This window comes from Chromobacterium phragmitis (assembly GCF_003325475.1).
GTDB classification, from domain to species: domain Bacteria; phylum Pseudomonadota; class Gammaproteobacteria; order Burkholderiales; family Chromobacteriaceae; genus Chromobacterium; species Chromobacterium phragmitis.
The window spans coordinates 2,569,392-2,584,085 of record NZ_CP029495.1; the positions used below are offsets into that span (position 1 = coordinate 2,569,392).

15 protein-coding genes and 1 riboswitch are annotated in these 14,694 nt (G+C 61.8%); of the genes, 8 read left to right on the forward strand and 7 right to left on the reverse strand.

Features of this window, described 5'->3' with window-relative positions; all coding sequences use genetic code 11:
• The first annotated feature begins 16 nt into the window (after positions 1 to 16).
• The 3 genes from nuoN (at position 17) to DK842_RS12305 (ending at position 2,661) form a co-directional block, all read left to right on the forward strand.
• Positions 17 to 1,471 (forward strand): NADH-quinone oxidoreductase subunit NuoN, encoded by a 1,455-nt coding sequence (nuoN, locus tag DK842_RS12295; protein WP_114061709.1) that lies wholly within the window; start codon positions 17 to 19, stop codon positions 1,469 to 1,471.
• 9 nt (positions 1,472 to 1,480) lie between these two features.
• Entirely contained in the window at positions 1,481 to 1,777 is a 297-nt protein-coding gene (locus DK842_RS12300; protein WP_114061710.1) for a DUF2818 family protein, read from the forward strand.
• 146 nt (positions 1,778 to 1,923) lie between these two features.
• Positions 1,924 to 2,661 (forward strand): ribonuclease T2 family protein, encoded by a 738-nt coding sequence (locus DK842_RS12305; protein WP_114061711.1) that lies wholly within the window; start codon positions 1,924 to 1,926, stop codon positions 2,659 to 2,661.
• 66 nt (positions 2,662 to 2,727) lie between these two features.
• Here DK842_RS12305 and DK842_RS12310 read toward each other — a convergent pair whose 3' ends face one another.
• The 5 genes from DK842_RS12310 to DK842_RS12330 form a co-directional block, all read right to left on the reverse strand.
• Positions 2,728 to 3,387 (reverse strand): DUF799 domain-containing protein, encoded by a 660-nt coding sequence (locus DK842_RS12310; protein ID WP_114061712.1) that lies wholly within the window; start codon positions 3,385 to 3,387, stop codon positions 2,728 to 2,730.
• Positions 3,388 to 3,396: 9 nt separating this feature from the next.
• The gene (locus tag DK842_RS12315) at positions 3,397 to 3,753 is read right to left on the reverse strand and encodes a DUF4810 domain-containing protein (protein ID WP_114061713.1); all 357 of its coding nucleotides are present in this window, start codon (positions 3,751 to 3,753) and stop codon (positions 3,397 to 3,399) included.
• Positions 3,754 to 3,790: 37 nt separating this feature from the next.
• On the reverse strand, positions 3,791 to 4,456 hold the full coding sequence (locus tag DK842_RS12320) for a CsgG/HfaB family protein (RefSeq protein ID WP_406850481.1): 666 nt from the start codon (positions 4,454 to 4,456) through the stop codon (positions 3,791 to 3,793).
• Positions 4,457 to 4,705: 249 nt separating this feature from the next.
• The gene (locus DK842_RS12325) at positions 4,706 to 5,572 is read right to left on the reverse strand and encodes a lipid A biosynthesis lauroyl acyltransferase (RefSeq protein ID WP_114061715.1); all 867 of its coding nucleotides are present in this window, start codon (positions 5,570 to 5,572) and stop codon (positions 4,706 to 4,708) included.
• Positions 5,569 to 6,462, reverse strand: coding sequence for a lysophospholipid acyltransferase family protein (locus tag DK842_RS12330; RefSeq protein ID WP_114061716.1), 894 nt, complete (start codon positions 6,460 to 6,462; stop codon positions 5,569 to 5,571). Before DK842_RS12330 ends, DK842_RS12325 begins: the two co-directional genes overlap by 4 nt.
• A 76-nt stretch (positions 6,463 to 6,538) precedes the next feature.
• On the opposite strand from DK842_RS12330, the gene metK reads away from it, so the two are divergent.
• Positions 6,539 to 7,708, forward strand: a complete 1,170-nt coding sequence (gene metK, locus DK842_RS12335; protein WP_114061717.1) for a methionine adenosyltransferase — start codon at positions 6,539 to 6,541, stop codon at positions 7,706 to 7,708.
• Between the two features lie 60 nt (positions 7,709 to 7,768).
• Here the strand turns inward: metK and DK842_RS12340 are convergent, their stop codons facing one another.
• Positions 7,769 to 9,358 carry a histidine kinase N-terminal 7TM domain-containing protein gene (locus tag DK842_RS12340; protein ID WP_114061718.1) on the reverse strand — a complete coding sequence of 530 codons (1,590 nt, stop codon included), beginning with the start codon at positions 9,356 to 9,358 and terminating at the stop codon, positions 7,769 to 7,771.
• An 89-nt stretch (positions 9,359 to 9,447) separates the two neighbouring features.
• A riboswitch (S-adenosyl-L-homocysteine riboswitch) is annotated at positions 9,448 to 9,539 on the forward strand.
• Between the two features lie 72 nt (positions 9,540 to 9,611).
• Between DK842_RS12340 and ahcY the strand changes: the two genes are divergently transcribed.
• From ahcY to DK842_RS12355, 3 genes are all read left to right on the forward strand, one after another.
• Positions 9,612 to 11,012, forward strand: a complete 1,401-nt coding sequence (gene ahcY, locus DK842_RS12345; protein ID WP_114061719.1) for an adenosylhomocysteinase — start codon at positions 9,612 to 9,614, stop codon at positions 11,010 to 11,012.
• 125 nt (positions 11,013 to 11,137) lie between these two features.
• Positions 11,138 to 11,974, forward strand: a complete 837-nt coding sequence (gene metF / locus DK842_RS12350) for a methylenetetrahydrofolate reductase [NAD(P)H] (RefSeq protein WP_114061720.1) — start codon at positions 11,138 to 11,140, stop codon at positions 11,972 to 11,974.
• Positions 11,975 to 12,026: 52 nt separating this feature from the next.
• A complete protein-coding gene (locus DK842_RS12355; RefSeq protein WP_114061721.1) occupies positions 12,027 to 12,572 on the forward strand; it encodes a TIGR00645 family protein in 546 nt (181 codons plus the stop codon).
• A 60-nt stretch (positions 12,573 to 12,632) separates the two neighbouring features.
• Here DK842_RS12355 and DK842_RS12360 read toward each other — a convergent pair whose 3' ends face one another.
• On the reverse strand, positions 12,633 to 13,118 hold the full coding sequence (locus DK842_RS12360; protein ID WP_114061722.1) for an Lrp/AsnC family transcriptional regulator: 486 nt from the start codon (positions 13,116 to 13,118) through the stop codon (positions 12,633 to 12,635).
• Between the two features lie 421 nt (positions 13,119 to 13,539).
• Here DK842_RS12360 and hppD point away from each other — a divergent pair, with 421 nt between their 5' ends.
• Complete coding sequence (gene hppD / locus DK842_RS12365; RefSeq protein ID WP_114061723.1) at positions 13,540 to 14,616, forward strand: 4-hydroxyphenylpyruvate dioxygenase; 1,077 nt, start codon at positions 13,540 to 13,542, stop codon at positions 14,614 to 14,616.
• The last annotated feature ends 78 nt before the right edge of the window (positions 14,617 to 14,694 follow it).

Here is a 14,694-nt window from a genome sequence, read left to right on the forward strand (position 1 = left end):
GAAGGAATAAACACAAATGAATTGGGCTGATCTCAACCTGATACCCGCGGTGCCGGAGCTGTTCCTGATCGGCGCCTTGCTGGTGGTGCTGATGCTGGATCTTTTCATCCCCGATGAAAAGCGCGGCGTCACCTACGGCCTGACGCTGCTGACCCTGGTCGGCGCCGCCGTCGCTCAGGTATGCACCTTTACCCCGTACCCGGTGACCACGTTCTCCGGCATGTTCGTCGCCGATCCGCTGGCGGCGCTGGTCAAGCTGGCGATGTACGGCGTCACCGCCATCGTGCTGGTGTACAGCCGCCAGTACACCGCCGACCGCGGCCTGTTCAAGGGCGAGTACTTCTCGCTGTCGCTGTTCGCGCTGCTGGGCATGAACCTGATGGTGTCCGCGTCCCACTTCCTGACTCTGTACATGGGCCTGGAGCTGCTGTCGCTGGCGCTGTATTCGCTGATCGCGCTGCAGCGCGATTCGGTGGCGGCCACCGAATCGGCGATGAAGTACTTCGTGCTGGGCGCGCTGGCCTCCGGCCTGCTGCTGTACGGCATCTCTATGATCTACGGCGCCACCGGATCGCTGGAGCTGGCCGTAGTGGCCAAGTCCATCAAGTCGCACGCGGCCAACCCGGTGCTGCTGATCTTCGGCCTGGTGTTCATCGTCGCCGGCCTGAGCTTCAAGCTGGGCGCCGTGCCGTTCCACATGTGGGTGCCGGACGTGTACCAGGGTTCGCCGACTTCCGTGACGTTGATGGTCGGCGCCGCGCCCAAGCTGGCCGCCTTCGTGTTTGTGCTGCGCATTCTGGCCCAGGGGCTGGACGCGCTGGTAGTGGACTGGCAGGGCATGCTGATCATCGTCGCCGCATTGTCGATGGCCATCGGCAACATCACCGCCATCGTGCAGACCAACATCAAGCGGATGCTGGCTTATTCCACCATCTCGCACATGGGCTTCCTGTTGCTGGGCGTGCTGGCCGGCACCAAGCAGGGCTACTCCGCCGCGCTGTTCTACGCGGTGGTGTACGTGGCCATGTCGCTGGTGAGCTTCGGCATCATCCTGGCGCTGTCGCGCAAGGGCTTCGAGTGCGAGAAGATCGACGATCTGAAGGGGCTGAACAGCCGCAACAGCTGGTACGCGCTGCTGATGCTGCTGGCCATGTTCTCCATGGCCGGCATTCCGCCGCTGGCCGGCTTCTACGCCAAGTTCGCGGTGATCCAGGCCGTGGTGCAGATCGGCATGCTGAAACTGGCCGTGTTCTCGGTGGTGATGTCGGTGATCGGCGCCTTCTACTACCTGCGCGTGGTCAAGGCCATCTATTTCGACGACGCCCAGGACAACGCGCCGATTACTGTGCGGGCCGACATGAAGCTGGTGCTGTCGCTGAACGCGCTGGCGCTGCTGGTGGTGGGCATCCTGCCGCAGTCTCTGTTCGAACTGTGCGCGCAGGTGATGCGCCAGTCGCTGGGCATGATGTAAGGAGCGGCCATGCAGACCAGCATCGTTGTCTTGCTGCTGCTGGCCGTTGTCGCCGCCAACCTGCCGTTCGCCACCACCCGGGTGGCCGGAATGTTCAAGGTGGCGCGCAAGCGCTTCGGTTGGCAGGCGCTGGAACTGGCGGCGCTGTATCTGCTGGTCGGTCTGCTGGCCAGGCTGCTGGAGTCGCGGGCCATGCCGGTACATCCGCAAAACTGGCAATTTTACGTGACGACCTTCTCGCTGTTCGTGGTGGCGGCCTTTCCAGGCTTCCTCTACCGTTATTTCTGGCGCAAGCCGGGACAGTGAGGCGCGAGAGCCGCGCAAACAACAAAGCACCGCTGCGGCGGTGCTTTTTTATTGGCAATTGTTTTCGCTTCTTGCTTAATATCGCATCTTGATTGAAATTGACATTTTATACCCGCATACCATGCGGACTCGATGGAACGATCATCATGATGCGCAAACTGCTTTCCGCTTCTCTGCTCGCCGTGCTCGCGGGCTTCGTCCAAGCCGATGAGCTGACGCCGGCCCGCAACGGCGACTTCGCCCATTACACTTTCGCTCTGGCCTGGATGCCGGGCTTCTGCCAGGCAGGCGGGGAGGGCTGTCTGCCGGATCAGAACCAATCCGAACTGATAGGCCTGCACGGCCTGTGGGCATCGGAGCCGCAAAGCCTGGCTGACAAGGGGGTGGCGGTGAGCCAGTGGTGGGAGCAGGGGTGTTCTCTATTTCCCCATGTCACCATGGTACCGGCCCTGTCGGAGGATTTGCGCCAGAGGCTGAAGGAGACAATGCCGCAACTGGCGAGCGACCTGCAGACGCATGAATACGTCAAGCACGCCCAGTGTTTCGGTTTCGACGCCAACGAGTTCTTCACCACCGCGCTGCAGCTGCGCGAGGCGGCGCTGGACAGCGATTTCGGTCGCTACTTGCAGGCTCAGGCCGGCCGGGTGCGAAACGGAGCGGAATTGAAGGATGCGTTCGCCAAGGGCTACAACGGCGCCGCGCGCGGCGCTCTGCAACTACGCTGCGCCAAGGATGCCAAGGGGCGCAACGTCTTGACCGAACTGTGGTTCACGCTAAAGAAGGACAAGCTGGAAAGTTTTCCGGAATCGGACAGCTTCATGGATACGCCGGCGGGGGAAAGGGAGGATACGTGCGGCAAACCTTTCTTGCTGCCTAGATGGTGAGAGGGCGCGAAAAAGCCGCCCTGGCTTGACGGCCGGGCGGCTTTCGCCGTCGCATGCGATGCGCGCTCAGTCCGTGCCGTATTGCGGAGAGCGCGGGCCATACAACACGCCGTTCACGTGTCCCGCCGACAGCAGCATATTGCTCGCCATGCCCGCTACCGGATAAGTGGCGTCGGTCGCGCTGTTGACGATCTGTTTGATCGCCGCGTTGATCAGCATGCCGACCAGGCCGCCGCCTGAGTTGTTGCTGTTGGCGTTATTGGCCGCCGCGCTGCCCGTCCACAGCTCCTGGCCGGTTTTCAGGTCCACCAGCCTGGTCTGAACTTCCACTTCGGCCACGCTGTCGATCACGCTGTAATGAACGCCGTAGCGCTTGATCGTGGTGTACAAGGCGGCGTCGGCTCCGAATATCTCACGCAGTTTGGCGGGGGAGACAGACTGGATGTCGTTGGCGCTGGATAGGCCGTTCTGTTTGAAGGATTCGGTCATCAGGGTGACAGGCACCACGTAGTAGCCGGCTTCCGCGAGCGGATAGGTCATCTGCGAAAGCACGCCGTTGGGCGCATTGACATCAGGAGAGTCGTTGACCGGGGGCAGAACCAGAATGCTGCGTGGCTTGCTTTGTTTGTAGGCGGTGTAGTCGCGCTTGACGACAGGGCCGGCGCAACCGGTGGCCAGAATGGCCAAGGCGGCGATCAGGGTCGCCTTGAAAAGAAGCTTGAGCATGATGTCCTCTTATTTTTTCAGTTTGCTCATCAAGAAGTCCATATAGATCGAAGATTCGGGGAAGCGTTTTTTCTCCGCGTCGAACTCTTGGACCATCTGCTCGGTTTTGCCCGCATTGGCGTATAGCATGCCCAGATGGGCGTGATAGCCGGGCGGCTCTTGATTGCCATTGGCGCGTATCCTTTGCAGCCCTTCTTCCAGCGCGGCGATCTGTTTCTGAGCATCCGCGCCGTCGCCTTTCAGGTATTCATACACTTGAGGCTGATACGCTTCCCATTGATAAAGGGATTTTGGGCCGCTGGCGCAGGCGCTGAGCAGCGCGCAGCCAGCCAGCAACAAGCTGGTTTTGGATATTTTCGTTTTCATTGTCTCTATTATTTTTGATCTGGGGTTGCGAGTGGAGTTAGTTGCCAGGCTTCCAGGCGCCGGAGTCGATGCCGTTGACGAGGTTGTTGACGGCTTCGCGCATGGCCAAGTCCAAAACCTTGCCATTCAGCGTTGAGTCGTAGCTGGCGGTGCCGCCGAAGCCGATGATCTCGCGATTGGACAGCGAGTATTCGCCCGCGCCTTGCGAAGAGAAGACGACTTCGGAAGTTTGGGTATTGACCACGTTCAGATTGACCTTCGCATAGGCGATCTGCTGTTTGCCGCGGCCGAGGATGCCGAACAACTGGCGATCGCCGATTTCCTTACGGCCAAACTCGGTGACGTCGCCGGTGATGACGTAGTCTGCTCCTTTAAGCGTTTGCGCTTGTTTTTTCAAGCCCGCTTCCTGCTTGATCTCTTCCATGTTGGCGCGATCCAGCACGTTGAAGCGATTGCTTTGCTGCAAATGCGTGATCAGGATGGTTTTGGCCTGGCTGCCGAGATGGTCGACACCGTCGGAGAAGATGCCGCGCATGAAGCTGGAGCGATTGTCGAATTTGCCGACCGAGATGGGCGCGCGCGGACCATGATAAGGTTTGTTGGCGGTGGCGACCTGTTGCACTGACAGCGCGGTGGAGGATTCTGTGGCGCAGCCGGACAGCAAAGCGGCGCTGATGGCGGCTGCGAAAATGGTCTGTTTCAACATTGATAAAATCCGATTTAAATTTACTGGGTATGAATGTTAACGTGGGTTAACAATATACCCGAAGTCGGACTCAATGTTGATGCTTTAACTCAATGGCATTTGATGTCGGGAAGCCCCGGCCATGCTTGGCGCCGCTTGCAAAAGTCCTGGTGCTGCGTTGCGCCGACTTGGCGTACGCTTTGTACTGTCTGCGTCGGCGCGCCTTGCCTCAGACGTAAAACTGAATTTTGTTAGCCGCCCTTACCTTTAGTAGAAGCGCGCTTCGCCCTGCGGGCGATTCTTGAAGCGTTTGTGCAGCCAGAAGTACTGGTCCGGGATTTCGCGCACGCGCTCTTCTAAGAAGGCGTTCATCCTGCGGGTGTCCGCTTCTATGTCCTCGCTCGGATAATTGTCCCAGGCGGGATAGAACTCGAGCTCGAAACGGTCGCCGACGCGGCGGGCGATAGCTGGCACCACCTTGGCTCGGGCCAGCTTGGCGATGCGCGACATGCCGGTGATGGTGGCGGCCTTGACGCCGAAGAAATCGACGAACAGCGAGTCGCGAACGCCGAAGTCCTGATCGGGCAAGTACAGGAAGGGAGCGTGATCCTTGCGCATCGCCTTGATGATGGGACGCAGTCCTTCCTGGCGCGACACGATGTAGGCATTGTCGTATCGCTGGCGGCCGGCGTAGATCTGGCGGTCCAGCGCCTTGTTTTTCTGGTGGGAATACACGCTGACCAGCGGAATGTACTGGTTCAACGCGAATACGCACATTTCGAAGCCGACAAAGTGGGGGTAGAACAGGATCACGTCCTCTCCCTTGTCGCGCAAGTCTGTGACGTGATGCAGATTCTTGATGTCGACCAGGGCGTCGATGCGTTTGGCAGAACTCCACCAGCACACGCCATACTCCAGCACCATCCGCATCATGTGCTGGCAGTTTTTGCGTATCAGTCGCCTGCGTTCCGTCAAAGGCATGTCTGGAAAGCATAGCCTCAGGTTGATCAGGCCGATGCGGCGGCGGCTGCGGGCCAGGAGATAGGCGATATTGCCGAGGCCGGCGGCGATGAGGCCGATGGCCCGCATCGGCAGCAGGCGGATCAGCCACAACAGGGCGAATGCGAGTTTCATGCTTGTCCTTGTTCTGCGTCGGGCCGAGAGACCCCAGCCGGGCATTTGTAGCGGTTATAGCTCCACAGATACTGGCTGGGGAAGCGGCGGATCAGGTTTTCCACCTGGGCGTTCATCAGCGCGCAATCGGCTTCCTTGTCGCCGCTGAACGGTTGAGCCAGCGGCTCGATGTGGACGACGAAGCCTTGGCCGCGCGGCAAGCGCTCGCCGACGAAAAACAGCGTGGTCACCTTGTTCATCTGCGCCAGCCTGGGCGCCAGTGTCATCGTGTAGGCCGGGCGCCCGAAGAATGGCGCCCACACGCCTTCTCCGTTGCCTGGAGCCTGGTCGGGCAGGATGATGGTGGCCTCGCCAGACTTCAGCGCCTTCATCAGCGCGCGGACGCCGGCGGCGGTGGCCGGCGCGGTGCGGCCTTTGTCGCGCTCGCGGCCCGCCTGCATCACCGGCTCCAGCCATTGCAGCTTGGGGGGGCGGTACATCGCGGTCAGCGGAAACGGCAGGCGCGAGCTGATGTAGCGGCCGGCAATGTCATAGCTGCCAAGGTGCGGCGTGATGAAAACAATCCCGTTGCCTTGTTCCAGCGCGTGCTCGACATGTTCCCAGCCATGGCATTCTTTGACCATGGCGGCGATGTCTTCCGGGCTGCGACACCAGGCGATGGCCAGCTCCAGCGCGCCCTTGCCGGTTTCCGCCGCGCTTCGTTTGACTTCGCGTGCTAAAACCTGATAGCTTTCAACGGTTTTACTAGAGCAAAGATTTTCCCGTAGCCGCGCCGCGAAACGGGGCGACGCGAGGAAAGTCAGCCGCCCCAGAGCGGCGCCCAAACCTTGTAGCCAGGACAATGGGAGGCTCGCCAGTAAGGTCAGTAGCACTTGGACTAGCTTGGACATGATCTGAGCGGTCTTGATCTGAAAGCGGCCTATTCTACCATCACAGGGTTTTGTATTTTTTGGGAACGCAGAATAAATGAGTGAATACCTGTTTACCTCGGAGTCCGTCTCCGAAGGCCATCCGGACAAGGTAGCCGACCAGATCTCCGACGCCATCCTCGACGCCATCCTGCGCGAGGACAAGCACGCCCGCGTCGCCGCCGAGACGCTGGTGAACACCGGCCTGGTAGTGCTGGCCGGCGAGATCACCACCACGGCCAACATCGATTACATCAAGATCGCGCGCGAGACCATCAAGCGCATCGGCTACGACGATTCCGAGCTGGGCTTCGATTATCGGGGCTGCGCGGTGATGGCTTGCTACGACAAACAATCGCCGGACATCGCCCAGGGCGTGAACGAGGGCGAGGGCCTGGACCTGAATCAGGGCGCCGGCGACCAGGGCCTGATGTTCGGCTACGCCTGCGATGAAACCCCGACGCTGATGCCGTTCCCGATCTACTACGCGCATCGCCTGGTGCAGCGCCAGGCCGAATTGCGCAAGGATGGCCGCCTGCCGTGGCTGCGTCCGGACGCCAAGAGCCAGATCACCTGCGTGTACGACGCCGCCACCGGCCTGCCCAAGCGCATCGACACGGTGGTGCTGTCCACCCAGCACAGTCCGGACATCGACCACCAGACGCTGACCGAAGCGGTGATCGAGGACATCATCAAGCCGGTGCTGCCGCCGGACATGGTGACGGCGGAAACCAAGTTCCTGATCAATCCGACCGGGCGCTTCGTCATCGGGGGCCCGATGGGCGACTGCGGCCTGACCGGGCGCAAGATCATCGTCGACACTTACGGCGGCGCGGCGCCGCACGGCGGCGGCGCGTTCTCCGGCAAGGATCCGTCCAAGGTGGACCGCTCGGCCGCCTACGCCGGCCGCTACGTGGCGAAGAACATCGTCGCCGCCGGCCTGGCGCGCCAGTGCCAGATCCAGGTGTCGTACGCGATCGGCGTGGCGGAGCCGACCTCGATCGCGGTGGACACTTTCGGCACCAACAAGATTCCGAACGAAAAGATCGTGGAACTGGTGAAGAAGCACTTCGACCTGCGTCCCAAGGGCATCATCCAGATGCTGGACCTGCTGCGTCCGATTTACGGCAAGACCGCCGCCTACGGCCACTTCGGCCGCGAGGAGCCGGAATTCAGCTGGGAGCGCACCGACAAGGTGGAGGCGCTGCGCGCCGACGCCGGCTTGTAAGCGGTTGACCGCCGCACGAGAAAACCGCCGAATGATTTCGGCGGTTTTTTTATGGGGCGGTCAGCGCGCCGCGCGCGCGCTGCGGTTCTTGCCGGCGGCCTTGGCCTGGTAGAGCGCCTGGTCCGCCCTGCGGTAAAGTTGTTCCAGATCGCTGCCGTGGTCGGGCAGGGCGGCGATGCCGCAGGAGAAGCTGGCGCGGAAAGTCTGGTCGCCGCTGCCCTGGTGTTCGATGCGATGGAAGCGGCGTCGCCAGATTTCCGCCCGTTGCTGCGCCTGTTCTGCATCGCTTCCGGGCAGCACGACCATGAATTCCTCGCCGCCGAGCCGGCAAACGATGTCGGCCGCGCGGCATTGTTGTTTCAGCAGCCAGGCCAACGCCTGCAGCACGGCATCGCCCACCTGGTGGCCGTGCAGGTCGTTGATGCGCTTGAAGTCGTCCAGGTCCAGCATCGCCACTGCGATGGGCTGCGATTCGCGTTCGGCGCGCTCGCGTTCCCGTTCGAAGGTTTCATCCAGATAGCGGCGATTGAACAGCTGGGTCAGCGGATCGCGCAGCGTCTGCTCGCGCAGCGCAGCCTGCAACGCTTCGATCTGGGCCAGCCTGTCGGTCAGTTGCAGATTGGCGTCGCGCAGCGCGTCTTCGGTCTGGCGGCGCAGAGTGATGTCGCGCATCACCAGCATCCGGGTGAGGGCGGGCTTGCGGAAGGGTTGGATCTCGTAGACGCGGATATCGAGAATGCGGTCGCCGTCAGGCGTCATCAGTTCTAACTGAGGCCCGCCTGAAAGCATGCCGGCGCGCAGCCAGGGCGCCGGCAGTTCGCAGCCATGCCATGGCGCCGGCTTGTCGCCCAGCATGTCCGAGCCGGCGGGGTTGATGTCGAGGATGCGCAATTGATGGTCGACCACTACGACGCCGTCGCCCATCGCCTCGAACGCGCGGGCGCGGGCCACCGGCACCAGATACAACTGGCGCAGGTATAGCAGATCGATGGCGAAGATCATGCCGGTGAAGGCGAAGGAGTGGGGCGTCGGATCCAGTCCTTGCAGCGGGAACGCGCCGCTGAGGTAGAGGATATTGCCGAACCAGGGCGCGATCGCGCTGAGCATCAGCGTGATGGACTGGCCTCGAAAGTGGGGCGGGAAGTAATGCAGCGCCCGGATCAGCAGCAGGCTGCCCAGCAGCATCATCAGGTAGGAGTAGCCTGCCACGCCCAGCCAGAACGCCGGGCCGTGGCCGTAGATCAAGAGGTTGTAGCCGGAGGGGCTGGGCCGGACGCTGGTCCATATCAGACGGTGGTGGTCATTGCTGGCCGCGAGCAGCAGGCAGAGGACGGGAATCGCGAACAGCAGGGCCAGCCAACGGCGGCGCAGCGAGATGTGATTGTAGTCCAGCGCCAGCAGCAGAAACAGCACCGGCGTGCTCAGCGTGCCTAGATATTCCACCTTGGACCAGAAGAGTTTGGCGCCTATGCTGGTGACGGACAGTTCGCACATCGCGCCGCCGGCCCAGAACGCCACCGAGGCCATCAGCAGCGCCAGCCAGCGCACCCCGGCGAATTGCCGTCGGTTCCAGGCGATGATGCTGATGGCGGCGGCCAGCAGCGAGGCGAGGCCGGACAAGGCGGCCAGCGGCGTGAATGCGAAGGACATGGCAAGGCGGCGAAATGACCAAGCGCCAGTTTATCGCTTTGACATGACAAGTCCTACCTTTTCCGATGGGACTGGGTATAATCGTTTTACCACCCGAGGGGCGCTGCGAGGAGGTTCATCTCCCCAGGCTCGGGCTGCCGCGGGCGATATCGTCCGCGAATCAAAACGGCGCTCACCTGACTCATGACCGTGGCGGCACGGGATGGCGGGTGGGCCGCATCCTGGCTGGCCGCGTGAACAAGGATGCTTCACGATGGCTGAATTTTCCGATTTTCACGTAGCAGACATCTCGCTTGCCGGCTGGGGCCGCAAGGAGCTGAACATCGCCGAAACCGAGATGCCGGGCTTGATGGCGACACGCGACGAATACCGCGCCAGCCAACCGCTGCGCGGCGCCCGCATCGCCGGCAGTCTGCACATGACGGTGCAGACCGCAGTGCTGATCGAGACCCTGACCGCGCTGGGCGCCGAAGTGCGCTGGGCTTCGTGCAACATCTTCTCTACCCAGGACCACGCCGCCGCCGCCATCGCGGCTGCCGGCATTCCGTTGTTCGCGTTCAAGGGCGAGAGCCTGGACGAGTACTGGGAATTCAGCCATCGAATCTTCGAGTGGCCGGAGGGGCAGCCCGCCAACATGATTCTGGATGACGGCGGCGACGCCACCTTGCTGTTGATGCTGGGCAGCAAGGCTGAGAAGGACATCGGCGTGCTGGCTCACCCGACCAATGAGGAGGAGACCGCGCTGTTCGCGTCGATCAAGCGCCACCTGGCCGTCGACCCTCGTTGGTATTCCAAGCGTCTGGAGCACATCCAGGGCGTGACCGAGGAAACCACCACCGGCGTGCACCGCCTGTACCAGATGGAGAAGGATGGCCACTTGCCGTTCCCGGCGATCAATGTCAACGACTCCGTCACCAAGTCCAAGTTCGACAACCTGTACGGCTGCCGCGAATCGCTGGTGGACGGCATCAAGCGCGCCACCGACGTGATGGTGGCCGGCAAGGTGGCGGTGGTGCTGGGCTACGGCGATGTGGGCAAGGGCTGCGCGCAGAGCCTGCGCGGGCTGGGCGCCACGGTGTGGGTGACCGAGATCGACCCGATTTGCGCGCTGCAGGCGGCGATGGAAGGCTACCGCGTGGTGCGCATGGACGAGGTGGCCGACCAGGCCGACATCTTCGTCACCGCCACCGGCAACGTCGGCGTGATCTCCCACGAGCACATGAAGAAGATGCGCAACAACGCCATCGTCTGCAATATCGGCCACTTCGACAGCGAGATCGAGGTCGCCTCCTTGCGCCGGTACCAGTGGGAGAACATCAAGCCGCAGGTGGACCACATCATCTTCCCGGACGGCAAGCGCGTGATCCTGCTGGCCGAAGGCCGCCTGGTCAACCTGGGCTGCGCCACCGGCCACCCCAGCTTCGTGATGTCCAACAGCTTCACCAACCAGGTGCTGGCGCAGATCGAGCTGTTCGCCAACGGCAACAAGTACGATAAAAAGGTGTACGTGCTGCCCAAGCATCTGGACGAGAAGGTGGCCCGTCTGCACCTGGCCCGCATCGGCGCGCGGCTGACCGAGCTGTCCGACCAGCAGGCCGCCTACATCAGCGTGCCCAAGCAGGGGCCTTATAAGCCGGATCACTATCGTTATTGATTATTGAACCAAGGCGAAACGGACAGCGCCCCTAGAATGGAGCTGTCCGTTTTTTGCGACAGGCACGAGACGACAGCCGGCGCGAGACCGGCGAGCCAGCCAGGACAGCGATAGAGAGGATCACCATGACGCAGACGCCGCGCACCTTCAGTTTCGAATTTTTCCCGCCCAAGACGCCGGAAGGCGTCGCCAAGCTGCGCACCACGCGCCAGCAACTGGCCCAGTTCAAGCCGCAGTTCTTCTCGGTGACTTTCGGCGCCGGCGGAACTACCCGCGACGGCACCTTGTCCACTGTGCTGGAAATCCGCAGCGAAGGGCAGGCCGCCGCGCCGCACCTGTCCTGCATCGGCTCCACCCGCGAGAACATCGCCGCCATCCTGAATGAATACCGGGCCAACGGCATCCGCCACCTGGTGGCGCTGCGCGGCGACATTCCGTCAGGCATGGTGGCGGCCGGCGAATTCCGCTACGCCAACGAGTTGGTGGCGTTCATCCGCGCCGAGCATGGCGACCATTTCCACATCGAGGTGGCCGCCTATCCGGAATTCCATCCGCAGGCGCGCTCGGCGGAAGACGACCTCGCCAATTTCGTGCGCAAGGCCCAGGCCGGGGCGGATTCGGCGATGACGCAGTATTTCTTCAACGCCGACAGTTATTTCCGCTTCGTCGACGAGGTCCGCGCGCGCGGGGTGGACATTCCCATCGTGCCCGGTATCATGCCGATCTCGAATTTCGGCCAGCTGTGCCGCTTCTCCGACATGTGCGGGGCGGAAGTGCCGCGCTGGCTGCGCCTGCGCATGCAGGCCTATTACGACGATGCCGCGTCCATCCGCGCGCTGGGGCTGGACGTGGTGACCGAGCTGTGCGATCGCCTGTTGCAAGGCGGCGCGCCCGGACTGCATTTTTACACATTGAACCAGGCAGGCCTGGTCTCCACCATCTGGCAGAGGCTAGGCCTGTGACGGCGCGCGGGCGGATTCTATCCGCCCGCGGCCGCAAGCAACAGGAAAGCCCATGCAAGACCAACAAGCCGTTCAAACCGCGCCCCGCAAATCGCTGCTCGGCCAGGTGATTTTCAGCAGCCGCTGGCTGCAGCTGCCCATCTACCTGGGCCTGATCGTGGTGCAGGGCGTGTACGCCTGGAAATTTCTCGCCCAGTTGTGGGAGTTGCTGGAAGGGCTGAACCACCTGACCGAGACCGACATCATGCTGGCGGTGCTGGGCCTGATCGACGTAGTGATGATCGCCAACCTGCTGGTGATGGTGACGGTGGGCGGCTACGAGACTTTCGTGTCGCGGCTGCGCATCGATACCCATCCGGACCAGCCGGAGTGGCTGGACCACGTCAACGCCTCGGTGCTGAAAGTGAAGCTGTCGATGGCCATCATCAGCATCTCGTCCATCCACTTGCTGCAGACTTTCATCAACGCCAGCCGCATCGACGAGCACACCATCAAGTGGCAGCTGTTCCTGCACCTGGCCTTCCTGCTGTCGGCGGCGGCCATCGCCTACACCGACAAGTTGCTGGCCGGCACCACCGCCCACCACCAGAGAGACTGATCGGCGCAGCCAAAGCAAAACGGCCCTTGTGGGCCGTTTTGTTTTTGAGCCGCGCGCCGCTTACAGGCCGCGCATCTGTCCCAGCGGCAGCGCGGTGGTGCGCTTGATCTCCTTCAGCACGAAGCTGGACTTCACATCCTCGACGCCCGGATGTTGGAGCAGCTCGTCCATCACGAAGCGCGAGAAGTGCTCCATGTCCTCGAAATACACTTGCAGCAGATAATCCATTTCTCCGGTCATCGCGAAGCAATTGATGACTTCCGGCCAGTTCTGCACCGCCTCGATAAAGCTCTGCAGGTGCATGTTTCCGCGTTTTTCCAGCGTCACGCGCACCCAGGCCTGCAGGCCCAAACCGATGTGCGCCGGATCGAGCAGGGCGACGTACTGGCGGATCACGCCGGACTCTTCCAGTTGCTTCAGTCGGCGCAGACAGGGCGATGGCGACAGGGCCACGCGCTCGGCGAGTTCGACATTGGTCAACCGGCCGTCCAGTTGCAGCTCGGCCAGAATACGCAAGTCTGTCTTGTCTAATGTGAGACTTGGCATATTTTCTCCTGATAATCGGTTTGTTGTGGTGTTTTATTCTTCAATATCGCTTGGCAAAAATCATTTAGCAAGATAATTGCCGCTCTATTTCCATAGAATAAAAAGCCTAATCGCAAACGGCGGCGCAAGACTGCCGATGCATGTCGATGGTGTGTGACAGCAGATAACGATTCGTTCGGAGGAGAGCCAAGTCGTACCGCCATCGGCGGCCGACGCCGGCGCGCGCGTCCCGTCGCGCAACCGTTTCCCCTTGCCTCTGCTTCCTTCCGACTCGTCAAACCGCCCCCGGCGCCCACGCGAACGGGAATGCGGTCAGCTTACATAACGCGGACCATCTGCGCACGTTTACAAAAGACTGAACGAAAATTGATAGACCATGCCTCGAATGTCTGGCACGAGGCTATAAACAGAGGAGAAACAAATGAAAATGGAAGCCATGCTGCAAAACCCGCTCGCCACCGATGGATTCGAATTCGTCGAATATACCGCGCCGGACGCGGCCGGCGTGGAAAAGCTGCGCCAGCTGTTCCTGTCGCTGGGCTTTACCGAAGTGGCCCGCCACCGCAGCAAGGATGTCAGCTTGTTCCGTCAGGGCGACATCAACTTCATCCTGAACGCCGAGCGCAGCCAGCCGGCCAGCGAATTCGCCAAAGCGCACGGTCCGTCGGCTTGTGCGATGGCTTGGCGCGTCAAGGACGCCGCCAGGGCGTATGAATACGCGCTGTCGCACGGCGCCAAGCCCTATCAGCGCCCGGTCGGCGCGATGGAGCTGAACATCCCGGCGGTGCAGGGCATCGGCGGCTCCGCGCTGTATTTTGTCGACCGCTATGGCCAGGGCAAGGACATCTATGAGATCGACTTCGTGCCGCTGGATGGCGTCGACCAGCATCCGTACGGCGTCGGCCTGACTCTGATCGACCACCTGACCCACAACGTCGCGCGCGGCAATATGGCTACCTGGGCCGACTTCTACACCGGCATCGCCAATTTCCGCGAAATCCGCTACTTCGACATCGAGGGCAAGCTGACCGGCCTGGTGTCCAAGGCGATGACCAGCCCCTGCGGCAAGATCCGCATCCCGATCAACGAATCGTCCGACGACAAGAGCCAGATCGAGGAATTCCTGCGCCAGTACAACGGGGAGGGCATCCAGCACATCGCTCTGACCACCGACGACATCTACGCCACCGTGGAAACGCTGAAGGCGCGGGGCACCCGCTTCCTGGATACGCCGGATACCTACTACGAGAAGGTGGATACCCGCGTGCCGGGACACGGGGAGGATGTGGCTCGCCTGAAGAAGAACAGCATCCTGATCGACGGCGCGCCGGTGGAAGGCATCCTGCTGCAGATCTTCACCGAAACCGTGATCGGCCCGATTTTCTTCGAAATCATCCAGCGCAAGGGCAACGAGGGCTTCGGCGAAGGCAACTTCAAGGCCTTGTTCGAGTCCATCGAGGAAGACCAGATCCGCCGCGGTGTGCTGAAGGCCGATTGATCCATTCCCGCCGCGGCGGCCGGCTCCGGATTTCCGGACGGGCGCCGCGGCGTCTTGCCGTATGTACACCATGCAATG

Bases quoted from the DNA above. Each gene is read 5' to 3' on its own strand.
- DK842_RS12340 (WP_114061718.1), bottom strand. From the start codon at position 9,358: ATGTCCTTCGCATTCACGCCGCTGGCCGCCTTGTCCGGCCTCGCCTCG.
- ahcY (WP_114061719.1), top strand. From the start codon at position 9,612: ATGGCTGAATTTTCCGATTTTCACGTAGCAGACATCTCGCTTGCCGGC.
- hppD (WP_114061723.1), top strand. From the start codon at position 13,540: ATGAAAATGGAAGCCATGCTGCAAAACCCGCTCGCCACCGATGGATTC.
- metF (WP_114061720.1), top strand. From the start codon at position 11,138: ATGACGCAGACGCCGCGCACCTTCAGTTTCGAATTTTTCCCGCCCAAG.
- DK842_RS12325 (WP_114061715.1), bottom strand. From the start codon at position 5,572: ATGAAACTCGCATTCGCCCTGTTGTGGCTGATCCGCCTGCTGCCGATG.
- DK842_RS12310 (WP_114061712.1), bottom strand. From the start codon at position 3,387: ATGCTCAAGCTTCTTTTCAAGGCGACCCTGATCGCCGCCTTGGCCATT.
- nuoN (WP_114061709.1), top strand. From the start codon at position 17: ATGAATTGGGCTGATCTCAACCTGATACCCGCGGTGCCGGAGCTGTTC.
- DK842_RS12360 (WP_114061722.1), bottom strand. From the start codon at position 13,118: ATGCCAAGTCTCACATTAGACAAGACAGACTTGCGTATTCTGGCCGAG.
- DK842_RS12330 (WP_114061716.1), bottom strand. From the start codon at position 6,462: ATGTCCAAGCTAGTCCAAGTGCTACTGACCTTACTGGCGAGCCTCCCA.
- metK (WP_114061717.1), top strand. From the start codon at position 6,539: ATGAGTGAATACCTGTTTACCTCGGAGTCCGTCTCCGAAGGCCATCCG.
- DK842_RS12300 (WP_114061710.1), top strand. From the start codon at position 1,481: ATGCAGACCAGCATCGTTGTCTTGCTGCTGCTGGCCGTTGTCGCCGCC.
- DK842_RS12315 (WP_114061713.1), bottom strand. From the start codon at position 3,753: ATGAAAACGAAAATATCCAAAACCAGCTTGTTGCTGGCTGGCTGCGCG.
- DK842_RS12355 (WP_114061721.1), top strand. From the start codon at position 12,027: ATGCAAGACCAACAAGCCGTTCAAACCGCGCCCCGCAAATCGCTGCTC.
- DK842_RS12305 (WP_114061711.1), top strand. From the start codon at position 1,924: ATGATGCGCAAACTGCTTTCCGCTTCTCTGCTCGCCGTGCTCGCGGGC.